This window comes from Komagataeibacter oboediens (genome assembly GCF_018491655.1).
Taxonomy (GTDB): Bacteria; Pseudomonadota; Alphaproteobacteria; order Acetobacterales; family Acetobacteraceae; genus Komagataeibacter; species Komagataeibacter oboediens.
Window position 1 is genome coordinate 71,598 of the sequence record NZ_JABLUU010000013.1, and the last position, 23,801, is coordinate 95,398.

General features: G+C 63.6%; 20 protein-coding genes. 11 read left to right on the forward strand and 9 right to left on the reverse strand.

The genetic code is table 11. The features are described from left to right. Positions 1 to 17 precede the first annotated feature (17 nt). The 5 genes from HNO79_RS11395 to HNO79_RS11415 are packed head-to-tail and all read left to right on the forward strand — an operon-like array spanning position 18 to position 4,911. Positions 18 to 872, forward strand: a complete 855-nt coding sequence (locus tag HNO79_RS11395) for a creatininase family protein (protein WP_214165258.1) — start codon at positions 18 to 20, stop codon at positions 870 to 872. A 21-nt stretch (positions 873 to 893) separates the two neighbouring features. Then, positions 894 to 1,895, forward strand: a complete 1,002-nt coding sequence (locus HNO79_RS11400) for an ABC transporter substrate-binding protein (protein ID WP_010515297.1) — start codon at positions 894 to 896, stop codon at positions 1,893 to 1,895. 21 nt (positions 1,896 to 1,916) lie between these two features. Further along, positions 1,917 to 2,504, forward strand: a complete 588-nt coding sequence (locus HNO79_RS11405) for a hypothetical protein (RefSeq protein WP_010515296.1) — start codon at positions 1,917 to 1,919, stop codon at positions 2,502 to 2,504. A gap of 38 nt (positions 2,505 to 2,542) precedes the next feature. Further along, positions 2,543 to 3,319, forward strand: coding sequence for an ABC transporter ATP-binding protein (locus tag HNO79_RS11410; protein ID WP_214165257.1), 777 nt, complete (start codon positions 2,543 to 2,545; stop codon positions 3,317 to 3,319). Continuing rightward, the gene (locus tag HNO79_RS11415) at positions 3,316 to 4,911 is read left to right on the forward strand and encodes an ABC transporter permease (protein WP_214165256.1); all 1,596 of its coding nucleotides are present in this window, start codon (positions 3,316 to 3,318) and stop codon (positions 4,909 to 4,911) included. The genes HNO79_RS11410 and HNO79_RS11415 overlap by 4 nt, the downstream gene beginning before the upstream one ends. A 21-nt stretch (positions 4,912 to 4,932) precedes the next feature. On the opposite strand, the gene HNO79_RS11420 is transcribed toward HNO79_RS11415, so the two are convergent. After that, positions 4,933 to 5,904 carry a LysR family transcriptional regulator gene (locus tag HNO79_RS11420; protein WP_214165255.1) on the reverse strand — a complete coding sequence of 324 codons (972 nt, stop codon included), beginning with the start codon at positions 5,902 to 5,904 and terminating at the stop codon, positions 4,933 to 4,935. A gap of 484 nt (positions 5,905 to 6,388) precedes the next feature. Between HNO79_RS11420 and HNO79_RS11425 the strand changes: the two genes are divergently transcribed. Genes HNO79_RS11425 through HNO79_RS11450 form a run of 6 tightly spaced genes read left to right on the forward strand, consistent with a single transcriptional unit; the run spans position 6,389 to position 14,356 of the window. Continuing rightward, on the forward strand, positions 6,389 to 6,865 hold the full coding sequence (locus HNO79_RS11425) for a hypothetical protein (RefSeq protein ID WP_372380105.1): 477 nt from the start codon (positions 6,389 to 6,391) through the stop codon (positions 6,863 to 6,865). Positions 6,866 to 6,875: 10 nt separating this feature from the next. Beyond that, complete coding sequence (locus HNO79_RS11430; RefSeq protein WP_110507268.1) at positions 6,876 to 8,132, forward strand: TolC family protein; 1,257 nt, start codon at positions 6,876 to 6,878, stop codon at positions 8,130 to 8,132. After that, positions 8,129 to 9,280: an efflux RND transporter periplasmic adaptor subunit gene (locus tag HNO79_RS11435; RefSeq protein WP_214165254.1), complete on the forward strand. Its 1,152-nt coding sequence runs from the start codon at positions 8,129 to 8,131 to the stop codon at positions 9,278 to 9,280. The genes HNO79_RS11430 and HNO79_RS11435 overlap by 4 nt, the downstream gene beginning before the upstream one ends. Further along, entirely contained in the window at positions 9,280 to 12,354 is a 3,075-nt protein-coding gene (locus tag HNO79_RS11440; RefSeq protein WP_214165253.1) for an efflux RND transporter permease subunit, read from the forward strand. Before HNO79_RS11435 ends, HNO79_RS11440 begins: the two co-directional genes overlap by 1 nt. Continuing rightward, positions 12,354 to 13,025, forward strand: coding sequence for a response regulator transcription factor (locus HNO79_RS11445; protein WP_048856578.1), 672 nt, complete (start codon positions 12,354 to 12,356; stop codon positions 13,023 to 13,025). Before HNO79_RS11440 ends, HNO79_RS11445 begins: the two co-directional genes overlap by 1 nt. After that, positions 13,022 to 14,356 (forward strand): sensor histidine kinase, encoded by a 1,335-nt coding sequence (locus tag HNO79_RS11450; RefSeq protein WP_214165252.1) that lies wholly within the window; start codon positions 13,022 to 13,024, stop codon positions 14,354 to 14,356. The genes HNO79_RS11445 and HNO79_RS11450 overlap by 4 nt, the downstream gene beginning before the upstream one ends. 30 nt (positions 14,357 to 14,386) lie before the next feature. Here the strand turns inward: HNO79_RS11450 and HNO79_RS11455 are convergent, their stop codons facing one another. From HNO79_RS11455 to HNO79_RS11490, 8 genes are all read right to left on the reverse strand, one after another. After that, entirely contained in the window at positions 14,387 to 15,949 is a 1,563-nt protein-coding gene (locus tag HNO79_RS11455) for a sigma 54-interacting transcriptional regulator (RefSeq protein ID WP_244987524.1), read from the reverse strand. A gap of 105 nt (positions 15,950 to 16,054) precedes the next feature. Beyond that, positions 16,055 to 17,740, reverse strand: a complete 1,686-nt coding sequence (locus HNO79_RS11460; RefSeq protein WP_214165250.1) for an alginate export family protein — start codon at positions 17,738 to 17,740, stop codon at positions 16,055 to 16,057. 130 nt (positions 17,741 to 17,870) lie between these two features. After that, complete coding sequence (gene cynS / locus HNO79_RS11465) at positions 17,871 to 18,326, reverse strand: cyanase (RefSeq protein WP_200409100.1); 456 nt, start codon at positions 18,324 to 18,326, stop codon at positions 17,871 to 17,873. A gap of 20 nt (positions 18,327 to 18,346) precedes the next feature. After that, positions 18,347 to 19,186: an ABC transporter ATP-binding protein gene (locus HNO79_RS11470; protein ID WP_214165249.1), complete on the reverse strand. Its 840-nt coding sequence runs from the start codon at positions 19,184 to 19,186 to the stop codon at positions 18,347 to 18,349. Next, the gene (ntrB, locus tag HNO79_RS11475; RefSeq protein WP_010516947.1) at positions 19,176 to 20,036 is read right to left on the reverse strand and encodes a nitrate ABC transporter permease; all 861 of its coding nucleotides are present in this window, start codon (positions 20,034 to 20,036) and stop codon (positions 19,176 to 19,178) included. Before ntrB ends, HNO79_RS11470 begins: the two co-directional genes overlap by 11 nt. Positions 20,037 to 20,041: 5 nt before the next feature. Beyond that, a complete protein-coding gene (locus tag HNO79_RS11480) occupies positions 20,042 to 21,319 on the reverse strand; it encodes a CmpA/NrtA family ABC transporter substrate-binding protein (protein WP_214165248.1) in 1,278 nt (425 codons plus the stop codon). Then, positions 21,319 to 22,647, reverse strand: a complete 1,329-nt coding sequence (locus HNO79_RS11485) for an FAD-dependent oxidoreductase (RefSeq protein WP_214165247.1) — start codon at positions 22,645 to 22,647, stop codon at positions 21,319 to 21,321. Before HNO79_RS11485 ends, HNO79_RS11480 begins: the two co-directional genes overlap by 1 nt. After that, the gene (locus HNO79_RS11490) at positions 22,644 to 23,765 is read right to left on the reverse strand and encodes an acyl-CoA dehydrogenase family protein (protein ID WP_214165246.1); all 1,122 of its coding nucleotides are present in this window, start codon (positions 23,763 to 23,765) and stop codon (positions 22,644 to 22,646) included. Before HNO79_RS11490 ends, HNO79_RS11485 begins: the two co-directional genes overlap by 4 nt. Positions 23,766 to 23,801: the final 36 nt, after the last annotated feature.

Genomic DNA, 23,801 nt, shown 5'->3' on the forward strand with positions numbered 1-23,801 from the left:
CGCAGGGATATGCCGTAATGCTTCCTCCGTCTTCGGATGACATTCTGTACGAGGTCCGTGGCCCCAAATCATGGGAATGTATGACATCGGCCGAACTGGCGGGCCAGCTTGCCATGACGGACTGCGCCATCGTGCCCGTCGGCGCGGTGGAACAGCACGCCGGGCATCTGCCGCTGGGTCAGGACAATTTCCAGATCAGCGAAATTGTCCGGCGCAGCGTCCTGCAGCTTGCGCATGAAAACCGGCATGTCATTTTCGGCCCGACAATTCCGTTCGGGCCCGTATCCAATGTCCGGTTTGCGGGCTGCATCAACATCCGCCCCTCGACACTTGCGGTCCTGACCAAGGAAGTCTGCCTGAACCTGCACCGCGACGGCGTGAATACCATCGTGCTGGCCATGGGCCATGATCTGTCACTTGGCGCACTGATGGTCGCGGCACGTGAACTGACCGAGGAAACCGGGGACCGGCTGCGTGTTATCGTCGCAAACTGGCTGCCCTATGTTGTCTCCCTCCTGCCACAGGTCTTTACGGACTTGCCGCCCGGCGCGCGCGACGGGCATGGCGGCGCGGGGGAAACCGCCCGGATGCTGGCACAGCATCCCGCGCTGGTCCGCATGGACCTTGCGCGCGACTACCATGTTGCCGCCACGCGCTCCGCCACGCCATTCGCCCATCCGGTCACGGCCGGGGGCGGGGTTTACATACCGCGGGCCACCACGATCAGGGATGAGGCATTCCAGGGCATTCTGGGCTGTCCATCGCTGGGGACGCCGGAAATTGGTGAGACGCTTTATGACGCCCTGAGCAGCTGGCTGAGTGACATCGTGCGCGAATACTGTTTTGGCGCATCGGAATCCTATAATTACTGAAACGGGGGAAGTAGTCGGATCATGAATCGTCGCGGCTTCATCTCGTCATGTATCGCAGGCTCGCTTGCCATAAGCACACGCGCCTTTGCTGAAACGCAGTTGCGACCGTGCAGTTACCAGCTCAGCTGGATCAAGAACTTTCAGGGCGCGGGTGAATATATTGCGCTGGCAAAGGGATTTTTCCGGGAGCAGGGGCTGGATGTCACACTGCTTGCAGGTGGACCGACCATGCCGCATGAGCCGGTCGTCATGTCTGGCAAGGCGCTTTTGGCCCAGACCATGCCCGATAACACCGTCATGGCGAACATGCACGGCGCCACGCTGAAAGTCATCGGGGCGGGATACCAGAAAAGCCCGTTCTGCATCGCCTCCCTGCTGTCGGGGCACCCGATGCGCACGCCGCAGGACATGATCGGTCGCAGGATCGGCGTCCAGAGCGTCAACCTTGTCGTATGGCGTACTTTCCTGCGCCTCAACCATATCGATCCGGCGTCCATTACGGTCGTGCCGGTCCAGTTCGACATGGCGCCCCTTATCGCGGGCGACGTGGACGGGTTCTTTGGCTACCTGAATGACAACGTCGTGCACCTTGAGGTCGCGGGGCACCAGACGGCGGTCGTGCCCTTCGCCCGGTTCGGCTATACCGTGATGGGCGCGACACTGGTGGTCCGGGCGGACAGCCTGCAGGACCCGGCCCGGCGCGCCATGCTGGTATCATTCATGCGCGCGGACATTCAGGGATGGCAGGCCGCGATTGCCGATCCCGCGCTGGGGGCGGACCTGACCGTCAACACGTTCGGAAAGGGCAATGGCCTGGACCTGAAGGCGGAAGAACAGTCCTGCCGGGCCAGCAACGACCTGATGATGGACGCAAATACGGACAGCAAGGGCCTGTTCTGGATGAGCGATGCCAGCATAGCGGACACGGTGCGTATCCTGCGCCTGGGCGGGCTGGCCGCAAGCCCGGACATGTTTACCAACGAAATCCTTGTCGAAGCGCGCCAGGGCGCCACGACACGCTGATTGTTCCCGAAAGGAATGCCGATGGCCGAAAATTACCAGAGTCAGGATTTATGGAGCCGCACGACTACCCGCAACGGCTATGCTGCTGATGAACTGCGCTCGGTGCTGCAGAAATCAATCCGGCGCGGAATGGTGGAAGAAGCCATTCTGGCCGGATGCGAACTGTTTTTCGACAGCACGGAAACCGAGGAGATGCTCTGGCGGCGTCTGGAAATCATCACGACGGAAGATGTCGGCATGGGCTTCCCCGATGGACCAGCGGTGATCGAGGCGCTGTACCAGCAGGCGAAACGGATGGCTGATCCGGGTGATCGCTGGATGTACGGCGCCCATGCCATACGGATACTGGCCACCGCGCGGAAGGACAGGCTGAGTATGGAACTCGCCTGCTGGGCACGCGAAAGTCTGGCGCGGGGTGAACGCCGCATAGAAATCGAGGACTACCACCTCGACATGCATACCCGCCGGGGCGTGGAACGCGGCAACGGGCCCGAACACTGGTGGCGCAATGGCGCGCGACTGGACAACCAGATCAATGAGGTCCCCTCCAGATACAACGCATACCTGCGCAGACTGTACCTCGGGGACGGGGATGGAGAAGGCAGCTGAACGCGCCCGCACCGGACAGCGCGGGTGCCGCGATCATAGTGCGTGGCGTCACACGCACGTTCGCGCTTGGCGTGACACCCGTCGTCGCGCTGGAGGCCATGGACCTTGATGTCCCGGCCGGGACGCTTGTCTCCCTGCTCGGGCCATCGGGGTGCGGCAAATCGACGCTGCTGCGTCTTTTCGCAGGACTGGACGTGCCCGATGCCGGTTCGATCCTGATCGACGGGCGTCATCCCGGTGACATGCGCGCCAGCCACCAGATCGGTATTGCGTTTCAGGATGCGTCCCTCCTGCCGTGGCGTTCCGTCCGGTCGAATATCTGCCTGCCGCTGGAACTCGCACGGCGGCCGGCAGACCGCCATCAGATCCAGGGACTGATCGACATGGTGGGACTTTCGGGTTTCGAGAATGCCCTGCCGGCACAGCTGTCAGGCGGCATGCGCCAGCGCGTGGCGATCGCCCGTGCACTGGCCGCCATCCCGGCCGTTCTGCTGCTGGATGAGCCGTTCGGCGCGCTGGACGAGGTGGTGCGGCTGCACCTCCATCTGGAACTGCAGCGCATCCGTGCCGCGCGTCCGGTCACGACGGTTCTGGTCACCCATTCCATTGCCGAAGCCGTGTTCCTGTCGGATCAGGTGGTGGTCATGGCGTCCCGCCCGGGGCGGGCCGTCAGTACGATCGCGATCGACCTGCCATATCCACGCACGCCCGCCATGCTGCGTAGCGCGCGTTTCCATGAACTCTGCGATCGCTGTAGCGAGGTCCTGTTCACGAACGTGGCGACCGCGGCAGGGTCCGCCGGAATGCGGGAATGACCATGCGGCGGTACAGTAACCTACGGCCTGCCCTGGCGTGGGGCGGCAGTTTCGGGGCGGTCGTACTGTTATGGCAGTGCGCAGCCCTTGTCGTGGCGCTGCCCGGGCCACTTGCCATCATGCGCCGTATCGGAACCGACGGGCCGGCACTTTACTGGAATGCGGGACTTGCGACCCTGCGCTGCGCACTGCCGGGATGGGCAGGGGCCACCGTGGCTGCCGCCCTGTGCGCCCTGCCTGCCACGATGTGGCCCGTCCTGGCGCCCGGCCTGTTCCAGCTTGGCGTCATGTCCTACTGCCTGCCGTCACTGGCCATCGGGCCTGTCCTGATGATCGTGCTGGACGGCGACGGGCCACGCATCATGCTCGCGGCCCTCGCGTCATTCTTCACGATGCTGGTGGGATCGATGACAGGGCTGCGCGCGTGTTCGCCATCGCAGACGTTACTGGTCACGGCATTTGGCGGCACTGCGCTTCAGGCCCTGTTGCGGGTGCGGTTGCGTGCTGCGCTGCCTGCGTGGTTCGCGGCACTGCGGATCTCGGCGCCCGCTTCGGTGCTGGGGGCGATGGTCGGGGAATTCCTTGGTGCGGAACATGGACTCGGGGTGTTGCTGATCAATGCCCAGCAGAGCCTCGATCTGTCGCGGACATGCGCCGTCACACTGGTTTCGGCGGCATTCGCGGGGGTGCTTTATGCCGGCGTCGGCATTGTGGGACATGCCTGCACGCACTGGGCACGCGACATGCCCCTTGATCTGGCACGCGACAGCGAGGCCCTGCGTGCCGGCTGGACGGCAGGCCCGAACCGCATGCGGGTGCTGCTGCATGGCGCGGGACGGCTGGCCGGGACGACGGTACTCGCGCTGGGCGCATGGTGGCTGGTGCTGCGCATGTCCGGGGTAACGCCCTATGTGGGGCGGTCCCCGTATGATGTGCTTCTTTACCTGACCGATGGGGCGGAAGGACCGCCGCGGATCAGCGCGATTGCCGGGGAACTGGGGATAACCCTGCAGGACATGGCGGCGGGGCTGGTCGGCGGGATCATGGCCGGGCTGGTTCTGGCCATGTGTTCACAGCTCTGGCCGCCGCTTCACCGGCTGCTTGCCGGGCCGGTCTTCATCATGCAGGCCATACCGCTCATCGCCACGACGCCCCTGCTGATCCTGCTGTTCGGCCGCGGGGAGGCAATTGTTGTGACTGTCGGCACCATCGTCACGTTCTTTCCGGTGTTCGTCACCGTTTCCCAGTCTTTTGCACAGACGCCCCGCACGGCGCTTGCCCTGATTGCAGCCAATGGCGGGGGGCGTGTGGACGCGCTGCGCAGGGTCCAGTTACCGGCGGCCCTGCCGTCCATATTCGCAGCACTCCGCATTGCCGCCCCGCTGGCGATGACGGGGGCGCTGATCGCTGAATGGCTGGCAACTGGGCGCGGCATGGGGTACATGCTGCTCAATGCCGTATCGATGTCGGATTATGACGGGTTATGGGCGCGCGTCACCGTGACAACCACCGTTTCCATGATCCTTTACGGCCTGGTCGGGCTGGGCGAGGTTGTGGCCATGCGTACCCTGACGGGGGGACGTGCCCGGTGATTTTCCCGCACATGTGCACGATCATGCAAGCGCGCCATCAAGGATGCCCAGACCGTGGTCAAGGAAACCCCGGCAGGCATCCGAAAGGCCGTCATCTGTCATGATACAGCACCCCATCAGGCTGTACCGCGCCAGGGGTTCCGCAACCCGCACGTAGGACAGGGCCGGGTTACGTGGGCACAGTTGTGCCGGCAGCGGCGTCTGTAGCGAGACAAGGTCGCTCCGGGCTGCGAAATCCCGCATGATCTGGAAGGAATTTGTTGTCAGGAACGGCAGGCATCCCGACGGTTCGCGCATGGCAAGCCGTTTCCGGAACGCATTCAGGTAGGCGGCATCATCCGGCAGGGCCAGTGGGTAGGCGCTGCACTCGTGCAGTGTCACGAAATCCCGTGATGCCAGCGGGTGGTCATGACGCATGACGGCACAGGTTTCGAGCGCGTATTCCCGCACAACCCTGATATTGATGTCTGTCGGGGCATCATAGACAAAGACCATATCAAGACGTCCACCGCCAAGATGCGCCAGCAGTTCGGGCGCGCGTCCTGTCCGGATGGTGAAACGGACATGCGGATCACGTGATGCAAAGGACAGGATCAGGTGCGGCAGCATTTCACGTGCCAGCGCGTCATGGGCACCGATCCGGACATGCCCGGGCGACAGGTGGTGCAGGTCGGCCAGTTCCTCGCCCGTCATCGCGACTTCATCAAGGATCCGGGTCACCCTGCGCAGCAGCGTCTCACCCGCATCGGTCAGCGTGAGCGCGCGGCTACGGCGTTCAAACAGCGGCAGGCCGATGGCGGCCTCAAGCTGGCGCACATGACGGTTGACCGCGGATGCGGCGATATTCAGCTTCTCCGCTGCCGCACGAAACGAACCGGTCAGGGCGACCGTATGAAAATAGCGCAGGGCTGGCAGGTTCTGCAGCACGCGCGTCAGCCCGGACTGCATCTGGTCGGCTTTTCCCATGGCGTTGGTAGGTGCTGTGCCCGACACGAACGTACTCCTGCAGATAACCTGACGTCTGATAGATAACAGGTCAGGGGCTGGTGCAAAGAAACTCGTGGTGATCGACGCATCATGGCGGGATGCAGGCGCTTCGGGTGGCAGGCCCCGGCCCGTGACGGGCCACCACGGATCATGCGGGGACACCGTCATGCACGGCAATGGCCATCGCTGCCGGGGCGCGCACCAGCCAGACAAACTGGATATTATTTGCAAATAGTTCACTGACATGGATGACAGATGGTTTCGGGTGTCGCAGGCCAACTTTTCAAACAGAATTCAAAGTAATGACACATCGACATGCGCCATGGAGAACGATTTTTATTTAAATGATAATCATTTTCATAATAGAATTTCATATAAATTCCTTCCCTGAACCGGATATTCAGGTTCGCGTCAGGTTTTCCTGTTATCAGCAGGGTGTCATCATCACGATGACCGGCACTTTATATATGACGGGGAATAGACGCATATCATGCGAAGGATGTTGCTGGCCTGCCTGTATGCCGCGTGTCATGTCGTCCTGACCACGCAGGCCGCCCGGGCAGAAAGCGGGCCGGAAAGCATATGCGCGACAGACCGGGGCGGTATCCGGCTGCATGTGGATGGCATGTACGGGGGCTATCCGCACTCGGTGTTGCATGATGCCGTGGTGCGGGGCGTATCCTGCCCGTCCGGTGCGGCGCAACTGCATGCGTTCAGCCTTATTGCAGACCCATCGCCACACCTGCGCATTTCCGTTACGCGGCCCATAGGCCAGGGGCAGCAGGGCGCGATTTCCACCCGGCTGTTTTCAAAAGGGCATTTCGTGATCGGGGAGCGCATGTCCCTTTCCCCGCTGGCGCGTTCCCAGTCCCCGTTTTCGGTCACCTCCGACATCAATCTGACAATGGCGCGGCTGTGGGAGGATCTGGCCGCGCGGATCGGCCACGGCGGTCCCGTCATTCCATGACGGGAAAAGCGTGAACACTCCCATGCCGCCCATGCGCCTGCCTGTTGCCATGACCTGTATCGTGATGTGGTTCTCTCCCGCATGGGCGCAGGTGCCGCAGTCCGGCCCGTCATTCCATGATGCGGTCGGCATGGCATGGGCCATCGATCCCGTCCGCACCGAACTGCAGGTCGGCCACCATTCCGCCACGGCGCGCGCCAGCGCCGCCGGGTCATGGTTTGCCGGCGGGCCGACCCTGTCGGGGGAATACATGGATGACCACATGCTGGGCAGTAATGAAGGCTATACGACCTATCAGGGCGGGGTGTCCGTGCCGCTATGGCTGCCGGGGCAGGGCAGCGCGACCCGGCAGGTGGCCAGCGCGGAAGCGGCCTCCATTACTGAACAGCTCAATGTCGAACACATGGCGCTCTCCATCCGGGTGCTTGATGCCAGCGCCGCCGCCCTGATCGCCCGTACCCGCATGGACACGGCCCGCACCCTGTACGACGCGACGGCACGCATGGCCACCAGCGCCACGCACGCGCTGCGCGGGGGCGAACTGGCCCAGGCCGATACCCAGATGGCACAGGCGGCCATGGAAAACGCCCGGAATGAACTGGCACTGGCACGGGAGGAGGCAGAAAACGCCACTTCCACACTGGAGGCACTGCTGGGCCGCCCGGTCATGCCGGATCTGGCGCGTTATGGGGACGGTGATGTCACCCATGCCCGCTTCGTCGCACCCCGTGACATGGAGGACAACGACCCCCGCATAAAGGTTGCGCACCGGAATGTGGAGGCCGCGGAAGCCAATATGACGCTGGCACGCCGTTCCTTCATGCCCAACCCGGAAATTGGCGTGGATGCGATTCATGAAAAGCAGTACGGCAGCCCGTGGGATGATCGCGTGGGGCTGAATTTCAGCATTCCCCTGCCCAGCGAGGTCCGCAACACCCCCATCATGTCCGAAGCGCGCAACCGGCTGGCCACGGCCACCAGTCAGGAAACACAGGCAAGACGCATGGTACACCTGGAACTGATGCGCGTGCGTGAACGCCTGATCGCAGCCACCACGGCGCGACAGGCCACCCGCACCGCCGCCGAAAGCATGGAACGGCGCGCCGCGGCACAGGAACATGCATGGCGCGTGGGTGAGGCCAGTCTGGACACGGCACTGGCCGCCCGACAGGCGGCTGCCAGCACCCGGCTGGCCAGCACGCGGGCCGAGGTGGAATGGCATGTCGCAAGCATCCGCATGCTGATCGCCACGGGCATCGTGCCATGAAACGCATTGCCCTTTCCCTGCTGCTTCTGGCGCCCGGCTGCCTGCAGGCCCGGGCGGATGAGGGAACACTGCCCCCCGTCGTGAAGCTGGACGCGGCGGCTGTCACCAATGAGGGCGTGACCATCGCCACGGCTACACCCGGCACGGTTGCGCCCGTGCTGCCGGTCATAAGCCGGATCATGCCCGATACGACGCGGGTCGTGCATATATACCCGGCGGGAAGTGGCAAGGTGCTGTCGGTTCTGGTCCAGCCGGGCACGCATGTGGCACGCGGGCAGGCGCTGCTGCGGTACCAGGATCATTCCCTGCATGTCGCCCGCCTGCAGGCCATCCAGATGCATGCGGCGCTGACAGCCGCCATCGCGGCCAGGAACGATGCCGCCGCCGCCGTGCAGCGGGCCAGGACGCTTGTCGGGGAAACCATCTCCGTAGCCGAACTGCGCCACAGGCAGGATGCACTGGCACAGGCGGACGCCACCACGCGCGCGCGACAGGCGGATGTGGACACGCTGGGCCACCGTTTCGCGGAGGAATTCAATTCCACGTCCGAACAGACCGGACACGCGGGACAGGACGAGACATCGACCCTGATCTCCCCGGTAGATGGCATGGTACAGGCGCTTGATGCCGCCGTAGCGGGCGACCTGACGCCAGCCACGGACGTCGCGACGGTGGCGGACCTGTCAACCGTATGGATCGTTTCCGACATTCCGCCCGATCAGGCGGCGCTGGTCCGGCCCGGAGGGCAGCAGGTCACGCGCACGGCGGACGGGATGCTAACGTCGCGGATCGACACGGTCGGGGGGATGGCCAGTCCATTGACGGGACTGGTGCGGGTGACAGGACACGTGGCCAACCCGCATGGTGTCCTGATGCCCGGCATGGTGCTGGACAGCACACTGGCGCAGCGCGACAGCGTGGCGGGGATCGTCATACCGTCGGGGGCCATACAGCACATCGACAGACGCAGCGTGGTGTTCGTGCGGGAAAGCGAGACGGATTACCGGCCCGTCGTGGTCGATGTCGCACTGGATGACGGGACGCAGGCGGTCATACGCTCGGGGCTGAACGGGGGCGCAGCGGTGGTGGACCACGGCAGCTTCGCCCTGCGCTCGGTCATCGGACTTGCCGGGATGGATGCGGACTGATGGCGCGCAGGTATCTTGAAGCCCTGCTGCGTGCGCGCATGCTTGTACTGGGCGGGCTTGGCCTTCTGCTGGTGGCCGGACTTGCGACAGTGCTGGGCCTGCCGGTGGAGGCCGTGCCCGATATTTCGCCAAAACAGGTGCTTGTCTCGGTCGTCGCACCTGGCCTTGCGACGGAGGAAGTGGAAAAGCTCATAACCTTTCCTGTCGAGGCCAGCATGACCGGCATTCCCGGCATGACCGACCTGCGCTCGGTCTCCCGCGGGGGGGTATCGGTCGTGTACGTGCAGTTTGCCGATGACACCGACATCAACCTTGACCGCACGCGCGTGAACGAACGCATACAGCAGGCGCGCGCCAGCATATCCGTGCCCGGCATTACGGTCAGCATGGGACCGCTGGCCACCGGTATGGGCGAAATCATGCAGTTTCAGATTCATGGCGGCGGCCGGTCTCTCATGGATCTCAACCGCATCATGAACTGGACCGTGGTGCCGCAGATGCGCCTTGTGCCCGGCGTGGTTGATGTCAACGTCAATGGCGGGGCGGAAGAAACCTATGAGATCATACTGGACCCCGCGCGGCTGATCGGGGCCGGCCTGTCGGCAGGTGACGTCTATCGCGCCGTGGATGCGAACAACGCGGCATCCGGCGGCGGATGGATCGCCCACCATGCCGAACAGCAGAGCGTGGTCGGACGCGGGCTGGTGGCCAGCCTTGCCGATTTCGGCAATATTGCCGTGCGGACCAATGCCGATGGCTCGATCGTGCGGCTGCGTGACCTTGGCCGCGTCACCACCGGGGCGCGTACCCGGCTGGGCGCCGTGACCCGGGACGGGCAGGGGGAAATCGTGATCGGCGTGGTCATGATGGAAAGCGGGGCCAGTTCCAATGCCACCCTTGCCGCCATCCAGCGCGCCCTGCCGGGCATAAGGCAGGCGCTGCCCGCGGGGGTTACGCTGGAACCTTACTATACCCGTGCCACCCTGACCGGGCAGACCATCGCCACCGTGCGCGACAACCTGATAATGGGGGCGGTGCTGGTGGTGGGCGTGCTGGTGGTGGTGATCGGCAGCTGGCAGGCGGCTCTTGTCATTGCCTCCGTCATTCCCGTGGCCCTTGTATGCGCCATGGCCGGAATGCGACAGTTCGGGATTTCGGCCAACCTGCTCAGCCTTGGCGCGATCGATTTTGGCATGATCGTCGATGGATCGCTGGTGGTGATCGAACACGTGCTGTCGCGGCGGGAGACGGAACCGGAGGTGGAATTCGCGCCCCTCGTCATTTCGTCCGTGCAGCAGGTCATGCGCCCGGTGGGGTTCGCCATACTGGTCATCGTCATGGTTTACCTGCCGATCCTGACCCTGCAGGGGATCGAGGGACACATGTTCCGCCCCATGGCACAGACGGTCATCATGGCATTGCTGGCATCGCTTGCGTACTGCTTCATCTGCATGCCCGTGCTGGCCAGCGTTGCGCTGGGACGCATCCGGCCCGTGGGCGATACAAGGCTGATTGCCCTCATGCGCCGCCCCTATACACGCATGATGGCATGGGGGGAGGCGCATCCACGCATCCTGTTTGGCGGCACGGTTGCAGTGCTGGCCATATCGGCAGGGCTTGCGACACGGCTGGGGGGCGAGTTCATACCCCAGCTTGACGAAGGGGCGCTGGCGGTCACCACCACGCGGTTGCCCTCGGCCTCGCTCGATACCGTGCTGACGTCGGTCACGAAGCAGGAGCAGATCCTGCGCCGCTTTCCCGAAGTTCGCTCCGTGATCAGCAATACGGGCACGTCCGCCATTCCCACCGACCCGATGGGCGTGAACGAGACCGACAGCTTCATCTTCCTCAATCCACCCTCCACATGGAAAACCGCACGCACGCAGGCAGGCCTTGTGGCCGCGATGGATGATACCCTGCGGCGCGAACTGCCCGATGCGCTGTATTCCTGGAGCCAGCCGGTGCAGATGCGCATGGATGACCTGCTGTCGGGCGTGCGCACCCAGATTGCCGTCTCGATCTTCGGCGATGATCTGACCACGCTGGCCGATCTGGGCGACCGGGTCGTGGCCACCATGTCGGGGGTGAAGGGGGCAGCGGATGTTGCGGCAGCGGGTGATGGCACCGTGCCGCTGATCGTGGCCGACATCGACCGCACGCAGGCGGCCAGCCGCAACGTGGCGGTGCAGGACATTCTGGACACGGTGGAGGCCATAGGCGGGCATATCGGCAGTCGGCCGGTGACTGTGGATAACGCCATCATCAGCACGCAGGTGCGCCTTGATCCCCGCATTGCCGGTTCTGCCGCCGCCATTGGCGCGCTGCAGGTCCGGCGCATGGACGGGCAGGGCAGCGTCATGCTGTCGCAGGTGGCGCATGTGCGTGAAGTCGATGGCCCGCCGCGCATAAGCCGCGACAGGGTGCGCCGGCGCATGGTGGTGCAGGCCAACGTGCGCGGACGGGATCTTGCGTCCTACGTGGCCGAGGCACAGGCGCGCGTAGCGCGCGACGTGAACCTGCCCGCAGGCTATACCATGCAGTGGGACGGGCAATTCCGTAACCTGCAGTCGGCCATGCAGCGGCTGGAAATCGTGCTGCCCATGGCGCTTGGCCTGATCTTTGCCCTGCTGGTCGTGGCGTTTGGCGCGGTCCGGCCCGCGCTGCTGGTATTCGTCAACCTGCCGGTGGCGGCAACCGGGGGGATTGTGGCGCTGACGGTGCGGGGCATGCCGTTCAGCATCTCCGCCGGGATCGGCTTCATTGCGCTGTTTGGCGTGGCGATCCTCAACGGCGTGGTGCTGGTCAGCGCGATCGCGGCCCTGCGGGCGCGGGGCATGGTGGTGGCGCAGGCGGCCTTCGCCGCTGCCCAGTCCCGCTTCCGCCCGGTCATGGCCACTGCACTTGTGGCGAGCCTTGGTTTCTTTCCCATGGCGTTTTCCGACAGCGCCGGGGCGGAGGTCGAACGCCCGCTGGCCAGCGTGGTGATTGGTGGACTGGTGACCTCCACGCTGCTGACGCTGCTGGTGCTGCCGTCACTTTACGCCCGGGTCATGCGTGAAAGGGTTCAGGACTGATGCGTATCCTTATTGTGGAAGATGAACATGACCTTGGCGCCGCAGTGCAGGAACGCGTGCGGCTGGATGGCCATGCCGTGGACTGGTTCACGACGCTGGAGGATGCGCGTGCGGCCGTGGCGACGGTGGATTATGATTTCATGCTGCTTGATCTTGGGCTGCCGGACGGGAACGGGCGCGACCTGCTGCGCGAAATCCGCAGGACGTCATCTGACATTGCCATTCTCATCACCACCGCGGAAGACCAGATCAGCGACCGCATCGCAGGGCTGTCCGATGGTGCGGATGACTATATCGTCAAACCCTATGACCTGAATGAACTTGTCGCCCGCATCGCCGCCGTGGCGCGACGCTATGCCACCCCGCGCAGGCGCGCGCATTACCGGGCTGGCGACATCATGATCGACCGGGAAAGCCGCGCCGTCCTGCGCAACGGGCAGGTACTGGACCTGACCGCGCGGGAATGGGCCATCATGGAACTGCTGTCGCGTCATCCGGGCCGGATCTATTCGCGCCAGCAGATCGACACGGCCCTGTACGCGCTGGATCATGATGTGGACAGCAACACGGTCGAGGTGTTCATAAGCCGCCTGCGTAAGAAGGTGGGCACGGCCACCATCCGGACCGTCCGTGGCCGGGGCTACTGCCTGGCCGATGGCACGCCAGCATGAAAAGCTGGAGCCTTGCCACCCGCATCGTCAGCAGTGTCCTGAGCGCGGTAACGCTCAGCCTGCTGGCCCTCAGCCTTGCCGTCGCGGGGTTTACCCGCCACGAAATAACGGAACGGCTGGACAATTCCCTGCAGGAAGTGTCCGAACGGCTGCAGGCCACCGTCGCCGCGCAGCCACACGGGTCGCAGTCGGACAATGTGGCATGGGTTCCCGATGTCGGGCCACGGACGCTGGCCTATCAGGTGGTCGACCAGGCGGGGCATGTGGTGCTGCGGTCCCAGAACGCACCCGTCCGGCCCTTTGTGTCCGACATCCGTACGGGTTTCACCAGCACGCCGCACTTCCGGGTCTATGTCGCAGCCCCCACCATGACGGCCTATCGCGTGCTGGTGGGTGAACCCACGCTGCACCGGCGGGGTGCGACATGGCGGGCAACGGCAATCGCAGTCATGCCGGTGCTGATGTCCCTGCCTGTCATCTGGTGGCTGGTGCGCCTGATCGTCCGACGCGCCCTGCGCCCGCTGGACCGCCTGCATGACGAAATGCAGTCCCGCGGCAGCGGGAACCTGCGGCCGGTTCCATCACTCGACCTGCCGGTTGAACTGGTCCCCATCCAGCATGCGGTCAATACCCTGCTGTCGCGGCTGGAAACGGCGCTGTCTACCGAACGGGCCTTTGCTGCAAGTGCCGCGCACGAACTGCGCAACCCGCTGGCCGCCCTGCTGGCGCAGGTGCAGATGCTGGGCCGCATGGTACAGCCGGACCCGGAAGCGGGCAGACGGGTGGACATTATTGCCGAGCGTACCCGCCGGCTGGGCCGGACGGTGGAAAAGCTGCTGCAGTTTTCCCGTGCCACCTCCGGCATTGCCTTCCGGCGTAACCGGTTCGACCTGCTGACCGTTGTGCATGTGCTGGTAGACGACCTTGGCCACAACCCGCATGACGGACAGGGCATTATCCTGACACCCAACGGGATCAGCCATATATTCGTGCATGGCGACATGGATGCGACGGGCATCATGCTGCGCAACCTGCTTGAAAACGCCCTGCTGCATGGGAAACACGGCACACCCGTGCGTGTGACCGTACTGCCTGATGGCGGCATCGACATAACCAATGACTGCCCCGCACTGCCGCCGGACATGCTGGACCGGCTGACCAGCCCGTTCGTGCGCGGCGGGACAGGCACGCATGGCAGCGGCCTTGGCCTGGCCATCGCCAGTAACATCGCGACACAGATGGATGCGACACTGCGCCTGCGCTCCCCGCTGGACGGGTCCGGCAGGGGGTTTGGCGTGTGCGTCACCTTTCCCGGCTCCGACATGACGTAATCATGCGGAGCTCATGATTACATCCGCGCCCTACGCGACATCAAACAGCTTCAGGCGGTAATGAAGCTGCCGTGCCGTCATGCCCAGCTGCTGCGCGGTGCGTGACTTGTTGCCGCCATTCAGCCTGAGCGCATGCAGCAGTTCTTCCTTGGAATGGGACGACGCGGACAGGTACGGCCGGTACGCGCGTTCGCCCTGCACCGCCTGCAGGGGCACCGACTGCGTACTGTCATGCAGGAACGCGCGCAGGTCCCGCGCCGCCATGACCGGCTGTGGGGCCAGCAGCACGACACGTTCGATCACGTTAGACAGCTGGCGGATATGACCCGGCCAGTCCTGTTCGATCAGCAGGTCAACTGCCGAACGGGACAGGCTGATGTTGCGTTCATGCCGCTGGTTGAACAGGCTGAGGAAATGGCTGCACAGCAGGGGAATGTCCTCCCTGCGGGCGGCAAGGGTCGGCAGCGTGATGGGAATGACATTGAGATGATAGAACAGGTCATAGCGGAACAGCCCCATCTCGACACGCTTGCGCAGGTTCTGGCTGGTCGCGCTGACAACCCGGATGTCGATCCTGCGCGCAAGACCCGTGCCGGCACGCGTGAACGTGCCCTGTTCGAATACATGCAGAAGCCGCCCCTGCATGGCCAGGGGAAGTTCACCGACCTCGTCAAGGAACAGCGTGCCGGTATGCGCCTGCTCAAGCTGTCCCGTCCGGCGTGCCCTTGCACCGGGAAACGCCCCGCGTTCATGGCCAAAAAGCTCGGTTTCAAAGGCGTTTTCGGGAATGGCGGCGCAGTTGACGCGCACGAAGGGCTGCGTCCGCCGCGGACTGGCCATATGCAGTGCGCGCGCAAACAGTTCCTTGCCCGTTCCCGCAGCCCCGCACAGCAGCACGCTGGATGACGCGTGCGACACGCCCTCAAGCTCGGCAATCGCCTTCAGCAGGGCAGGGGAGGTGCCAATGATGCCATACCGCATGGTGGCGTTTTCCAGCGCGTTTTCCAGCAGCTGGTTATGCTCATGCAGGGCGCGCGTCTGTTCTTCCACCGTATCGCCCAGTTTCATCAACTGCCCGATCAGGGTGGATATGATCTGCAGGATCATGATGTCATCGGACAGGTTCCTGTTCCGGTGCCGCAGCCGGTGGCACGCGATCAGGCCGACCCGGTTGTGCCCCAGGTCAATAGGCATGGCGATGAAGGCCACCTTTTCCGATGGCAGGTGCTCGCGCAGGACGGCACGGCCAAGGAAAAGGGGTTCCCTGTCGATATCCTGCACGATAATCAGATGCCGGTTCTTCAGCGCTGCCCCCGTTATGCCCTCACCCAGCCTGTAGACACCGCGTGTGATCTCGGCCGTTGTCAGGCCATAGGCATGGCGGATGCGGTAGGTGTCCCCCTCCGGATCCTTGAAAATGATACGCGCGCGGTTGAGCCCCAGCAGTTCCGACAGCAGGTGCACGACCTCACGTAGGACGCCATCAAGGTCAAGCCCCCGCCCGACAAGGGCCATGACGTTCTTGAGCAGCAGGATTTCCTGTGAACGCCAGAACTCGGCAGGGAAACCATCATGGGTGTCGGGAGCGGACATATGCGCCAGCAAGCCTGATAAGAAAAAGGAACCATCTGGCTGGCTGCCCGCGACGGAACGCCGGCAGCCAGATCGCAGCCTACATAGACAGAGTGCTCCTGTCAGTCAGAATACGAACTGCATGGTCTGCATGTAATAGGCGCCCGAGTTCAGCCCCGCCTCACGCACCCCGCGGGAGGCCAGGATACCGGCAATGTCATGCGTCCAGACCCAGTGCGGGGCGAAAGACCAGCTGACCTGGAACTGTGGTATGGCACCTACGTACCCCCCATGCAGCCCGTCACGCGGGGTATAGACGCGTCCGATCCCGTATAGCGCGTCCTGCGTGCTGTCACGCCAGAAGAATGGCGCGTGCAGTCGTAGCGAGACCTTTTTCGCCGCCGCAAATGTCATGACCGGGCCCACGCCAACCAGGTTCTGGTTGTTCAGGGTCATGGTCACGTCATTGTAGTAGGGAAGCGGAAAATAGGGCGTGCCGAACGTCCCCACCGATCCCGATGTCTGGTTGTAATTTCCCCCCGAAAACAGGTCCGCCTGCACGCCGAATGTCGGTGCGCCCGTAACCTTGGGAATGGTATAATTGATACCGCCATTGACCGCGTAGGCGTCTACCCGCCGGTGCGCACCGTTATTGACAGGATGGAACGAGCCGCCCTGATAGATGCCATCCAGATTTACGGTAAAGGGGCCGACCTTGCCCCACAGCCGCCCGCCTATGCCATCCCGACGCGTGGTGCCCGCCGTGGCTCCCCCGACCGTTGCCGTGGGAACCGACGCCAGCGGGCTGCCATACAGGTAGCCCATGAAGAACGCATCAAGGTAAAGCTGGGACCGCTGCCCCATGAACCGGAAGGCGGGAAGGGCGCCGGACGCATAGGCCCCGTACAGCCGGCCGGAATAGTTCGTGCCATTGGAAAATATGCCGACAGGCTGTTTGTTCGTCTGGAAGAAATCAAAAATATCAATACGGAAATTCTTCCATAACGCATAACCGCGAAACCCGTCCCATGTCTGCTGCACGTTGGGGATATCGCGCGCGGACTGCATCATGACCGGTGCATCAAGGAACAGCTGCCGTCCCCCCATTACTCCCATATGCGCACCAAGAAATTTGCCCCGCAGTTCGACAAAGCCCTGCTGCATGTCGAGCCGTTCACGTTGCAGGCCGGTCTGGTAGCCATATGTATTCGACCCGCCAGCCACGGCATCAAGCAGTTCGGCATAAATACGGACATGCGACCCCAGATGCAGGTCGGCCCCGTACTGGTTGCGCAGCAGGACACGGCTGGCATCCGTCACCCCGGCCTTGCCCAGTGCCGGCTGGTTTTCAAACACATAGCGCAGACGTTCTTCGCCGCTGAAGCTGACCCATATGGAGCCACTGTCGTTCAGCCGCACGTATTTCAGGCGGTTGAACCAGTCCCTGCGCCGGACATCGGCGGGTTCATGGGCAAGAAAGCTCCAGTCCTCGGCCCAGCGGGCCTGCCCGTACGGGCCAACCGTACCGAAGCCGGATGCCGCACCATTGGCCGCGGTGAACCGGCCAAGCCAGGCAGGCATGGGCACGGTCTTTTTAACCTGTGGCGCACCCTGCACAGGCCGGGTTGTGACCACCTTTGGCACCAGTCGCGCCGTATTGGGTGGCGGCAGGCCGCCGCGTGTACTGTCCGTGACAGGGGTCGCCCCGTATGCGCCCGATGAACCCAGACCTGCAAGCGTGATGGACAGGGCGGCAGCCTTTCTGAACGACTGCGCCTGTCCGGGAAGAAGAGTCCTGTAGGCATGCGACATGGTCTGTACTCCTTGTTACGATGTCGGACCGTAAAGAGCGCAAGAAACCGTACCGTCCTGGGACGATAATTTTATTTTATGTTATTTTATTGTGGTGGGCAGAATGTTGAATTCCGCCCATTTTATACTGTCAGTATTTTTTGTAAGGTAGGAATTTACCGGAAATATTGACATGGACCCGGTCACCAGCGGGATCAGGCTCGCGTTCAATATGCATCTTGAAGTCGATGGCGCTCATGATCCCGTCCCCGAACTCCTCATGGATCAGTTCCTTGATGGCGGGACCATAGACGCTGATCATTTCATACCAGCGATACAGCAGCGGATCATCCGGCGCGCCGCCACCCAGCGTGCCCTTGTAGGGCACGGTCTGCAGCCACGGCAGGGCGGAGGGATCAAGCTCAAGCAGTGCGACGAGGGCTTCGGCCTCCCCGGCGCTGAAGGTCATCTGGCCAAAACAGGCCGCCGTGGTCCATTCCTTGCTCCGGCCCACGGCCGTCGCCACATCCGCCCAGCGGATGCCCCTGGCAACGCGCGCGGCAATGATGGCATGCGTGACCTCTTCACGGCTTTCAAATACAGGCATGGTATTCTCCTTTCATTACGTCAGTTTTCGCCTTTACCGACCAGCGCGGAGCGGCGGACCAGAAAGTCGACAAGGTGGTTGCGCAGGTCGTAAAACCCGGTTTCATGATGCATGCTTTCCCGTGTCCGGGTGCGGGGCAGCGGATTGTCGATGCTTTCCGCCAGACGGGCATCGGGCCCGTTGCTCATCAGTAAAACACGGTCCGCCAGCAGGATGGCTTCATCAACATCATGCGTGATCATGAAGACGGTCTGCCGTGTGCGGGCACAGATCTGCAGAAGTTCCTCCTGGATCAGCCCGCGCGTCAGGGCATCCAGCGCGCCAAAGGGTTCGTCCATCAGCAGCATGCGGGGCTGCGTGGAAAACGCCCGTGCAATCCCCACGCGCTGGCGCATGCCGCCCGACAGTTCGGCCGGCTTCTTGTCCAGCGCATTATGCAGCCCGACCAGATGCAGGTAATGTTCGGCCTTTTCCCTGATTTCGGCGCGGGATAAGGTTGGAAAACGTGACCGCACGGCAAAGGCCACGTTCTGCACCGCACTCAGCCACGGCAGCAGGGCATGCCCCTGAAAGACGACGCCGCGTTCCAGTCCCGGGCGGGTGATCTCGTGCCCATCCATGATGACCGTGCCACCCGATGGCTGTTCCAGCCCCGCCAGGATATTGAGGATGGAACTCTTGCCACAGCCGGAATGACCGATCAGGCAGACGAATTCAGCCGGCTGGATGGTGAACGAGACATCGGAAAATACCGGTGGCCCACTCTCACCATACCGTTTTTCCAGCATGGAGACCTCAACCAGCGGTCGGGAGACGGCATGGGCCGCAGCCGGTGCTGCATGTGCGCTGTCATTCGGCATAGGTCACGCTCCTCTGCAGGGCCGCCAGCGCGCCGTCCAGCACCATGCCCGTAAAACCGATCAGCAGGACCGCCAGCAGCACGTTCGAAAGGGACAGATTGTTCCACTGGTTCCACACGAAATAGCCAATGCCCGAACTGCCCACCAGCATCTCGGCCGCGACAATGGCAAGCCACGCGATCCCCAGCCCGATCCGCATGCCGGTGATGATGGTTGGAGCCGCCGCTGGCAGCAGCACGAACAGGATCCTGCGTGTCCAGCTGACTTCCAGCGTGCGGGCGACATTCAGCCATTCCCGGCGCACACTGCCCACACCAAAGGCCGTGTTGAGCACAATGGGCCACAGGGAACAGATGAAGATGACAAAGATGCCACAGCCTTCCGCATTGCGGATCGTGTAAAGCGCAAGCGGCATCCATGCCAGGGGCGAGATCGGACGCAGGATCTGGATGAACGGGTCAACCGCACGACGGATGACGGGATGCAGCCCGATCAGGAACCCGAACGGCACGGCAACTACAACCGCCAGCCCGTATCCGATCGCGACACGCAGCAGGGACGCGCCAACCTGCCAGCCAATGCCCCGGTCGCTGGGGCCATTATTGTGAAACGGCGCATGCAGGGCCTGCAGGGCGGACGCGGCGAAGCGGGCCGGGCCGGGAAAGCCTTCCCGGGTCTGGGTGGTTCCGGGGGCGTGGCCCATCAGCATCTGGTATTCCGCATTGCCCTGCGGGATACCATACGGGGACCGGGGGGGCGCAGACGCGGTGGACAGCTGCCAGACCAGCAGCAGACCCGCGAAAAGGGCAAGGAAAAGGAAAAAGGCCCGACGGCTTTCCACTGAAATCATGGCGGCTATCCCTGATTGAAGAAAGACGGATGGTCAGGATCGAAATGCTGCCCCATGATATTGAAGGAGGGCCAGTTATCGCCCCCATCCGCAGGCTGGGGGAGGTTCATGGCCTGCGCCTGCTGCCTGACCGCATCGATCAGGAAGACCTGCTGGGCCACATCGCGGTAATCCACCGGCCCCTTCAGGTACCCCCACCGTTCGAACTGCGACATGATCCATACCGCCATGGACGGATAGGGGTAGGGCGAATAAGCCGCCCGGCGCGGGTTGTCGCGCACCACGCCCAGGCCATCCGCGTAATGCCCGGTCAGGCTCTGGCGAATGACCAGTTCGGGCTGGTTCAGGTAGCGCGGCTGGGCCATGATCCGGGCTGCCTGCGCGCGGTTGTCTGGCTGCTGCATGAAATCGGCAGCGCGGATCATTGCGCGTTGCAGGGCGGCGGCGGTATTGGGGTTTGCGTCCATGAACGCCGCCGTCATGCCAAAGGCACAGCACGGGTGGCCGTCCCATATCTCCGCCGTCAGGATATGCACGAAGCCCACTTCCTCGATGACCGCGCGCTGGTTGAAGGGTTCCGGCCCCAGAAAGCCGTCAATATTACCGGCCCGCAGGTTGGCGACCATGTCCGGCGGGGCTGTCACGCGCAGGGTCACGTCATGATCCGGGTCCAGCCCGTGCCGCGCCAGATAGGCACGCAGCAGCAGGTTGTGCATGGAAAACTCGAACGGGATGGCGAAGGTCATCCCCTTCCACTGCCGCGGGTCGCGCCTGTCATGGTGGCGCAGGGCAAGGGTGATGGCCTGCCCGTTGAGGTTCTGCATGCTGGCCACGCGCACGGCATGCGGCGCATTCCCGCCCAGCCCGAGCGACAGCGCCAGCGGCATGGGCGAAAGCAGGTGGGATGCATCCAGATGGCCATCCAGCAGCCGGTCGCGGACCAGCGCCCAGTTGGCCGTTTTCTGCAACTGCACCCGTAGCCCTTCCTGCGTGAAGAAGCCCTGTGCTTCCGCCATGATCAGCGGTGCGGCGCAGGAAATCGGCACGAAACCGATGGTGACATCGGGCCGTTCCAGCGGGCCCGCCGGCACTGCCGCGCGCAGCGGGGATGGCAGGCTGCCCAGCACCGTTCCCGCCGCCAGCGCGCCCAGCACCGCCCGGCGGCCGATCCGCACGGGCGTGGCATGCACGACACCGCAGCCACAGACAGCCCCTGCCGGAACAGCGGGGGCACACCGCAGCAGGGCGGCACGGGGGGGACGCAGGAAGGAAAATCCGCTCATCACGATACCTCCAGCCGCGCTGTCGTGGCGCCGCCACAGCGTTGTTGCATGACAAGGCGTTCGGTCGTGTCCGTCACGATTTCCCATGGCGCGGCCGGATCTGGCGTGCCGGTCAGTTCCAGCGGGGCCACCCTGCTTTTCAGCCGGACCTTCGGGGACTGGTGGGCATATCCCTCATGGCGCAGCCCCAGGATTTCATGCGCAACTGCATCCGCCTGCGCGGCAATCGGGCCGATATAGCGACATGGCTGCCCATGGATGCTGATGCAGTCACCCAATGCGTAAATATCGGCCTGGCTGGTACGCAGTGTTGCCGGATCAACCACAATGCCCGCATCCGTATCGAGCCCCGCCGTATGGGCAAGATGCAGGTTGGTTTCCAGCCCGATGGCGGCAATCACGATATCCGCCTCATACAGGGCAGGGCGACCTGATGTCACAACATTCACCTTCATCGTACGTTCTGACTTCGTAACATTATGGACAACAGTATCATTCATGACATGAATCCCGGCATGCTCCAGTCGCGCGCCAAGACGCCGTCCCGCCGCGGGCGGCACAAGACCATCCAGTGGATAGGGGCCGCGACCAATCAGCGTGACCGTATGCCCGGCCTCGGCCGCGTCTTCTGCCAGTTCGCATCCGACCAGCCCGGCCCCGACCAGCACGATGCGCCGTGGCGTGTCACCAATGCTCCGGCGCAGCCTGAGCCATGCCGACAGGGAATTGACCCGCCACACCAGATCCGCCGGCAGGCTGGGCAGGCGCACGGGCTGTGCCCCCTGCGCCAGTACCAACGCGCCATATCGCAGCGTGCCCCGCGTGGTGCGCAGCCGGTGCGCGTGCGGGTCGATGCCAGAGGCGAAGGTCCCCCCCATCAGCGTGATCCCCATGCCCGCGGCCGTATCCGTACCCTGGCCCCGGCACAGGCTGGCTGCATCCAGATTGCGTGACAGCGCCATGGACAACTGGGGCTTGGCGTACAGATCACCTGCACACCCGGTGACCAGCGCGATCCGTACGGACGGACTCAGGGCACGCAGGCGCTCGGCAACTGCCCAGCCTGCCGTGCCCCCCCCTACGATCACGGCGTCCCAGACGCTGCGGGCGGTGACGGATGTGTCGGGTGTCGCCCTGGTCGCAACGGCGACAGCGGGCAGGACATAGGGTTCAAAATCCGCCTTGGTCACGCCGCACAGGGGGCAGGCCCAGTCATCAGGGATATCATCAAACCGCGTTCCGGGCGGCAGGCCGCCATCGGGGTCCCCCAGTGCCTCGTCATAGATCCAGCCACAGACCCGGCATATGAATTTGCGGTAGGGGATCATGCTGGAAGTTCCTCCGTCATGAGCCGCGCCATTTCCAGACGCAGATGCTTGATCGCGGGGGTTACGATCGCCACGAACTGCGCCTCCCGGACGCGGCGCTGCGGGGCGGCGGTGCTCAGATATCCCCGTGCCCCCTGATGCAGCAGGGCTGACTGTGACGCGCGCAGCGCCAGTTCAGACCCGTGCGCCCGCACGTCCAGCACATCCAGCAGGTAGGACGTGTCTGTCTCACCCGGTGTGCGCGCCAGTTTCAGGGCACGTTGTGTAAAGGCATCCAGTTCGGCCTGCATGGTGTCCGGCCGGTCCTCGAGGAATCGGTTCACATGACCAAGCTGAGGTTCCACCTCCAGCATGGAATCAATGCATCCCTGCACGATACCGGCCGCCATGCCGGCCTGCAGCAGGATGAAGGGCGCCTTGATGACGCTGACCAGCGGCTGCGCGGGAACGGCAATGACGTCGCGGGCGGGCAGGAAGTAATCATCCAGCCGGATGCTCCACGTACTTGTACCTTCCATCCCGGAAAAATGGGGGCAGGGGCGAAGTGTCGCCTGTCCATCGAAGCGGAGCAGGAACAGGATCTCGCGCCCTTTCTGTCCGTCTATCCGGGCCATGGCGCCACAATACTGCCCCGGCGCAATATGACTGACCCATGGCAGCACCCCGCTGATACGGTAGCCACCCGGCGCTGGCGTGGCCTCAAGCGCCATGCGCTCGATCCCGGCCAGGGCCTTCATGGGGTTGGACAGCGCCGTGCCACCAAAACTGTGCCCAAGGGCATGAGTGGACAGCAGGTCCGTATTGAGGGCTCTATCGGGCGCTTTTTCCAGATAAAGGCCACAGACCATATGGCACCACATAAGGAAGCCGGTCGCGCCACACTGGCGGCTGACGGTGGCCATGGCCTGAATGGCCAGGCCGAAATCCGCCCCATTGCGCTGGAGATGGGGGGCCAGCGCCCCCGCTTCCCCCAGCGCACGCAGGATTTCGAGCGGATAATGACCGTTCAGGTCAATATCCGTCACGATTGCAGCCAGCGGCCCCCGTGCGATCCCTTCAACACGCTGGAGAAGAGACGTATCCGCCTGAACGGCCTGTGTCATGTTCCGGGCTGGCATGGAAAGACGGTCTCCTTTTACCGGCGTGCGGTGCCA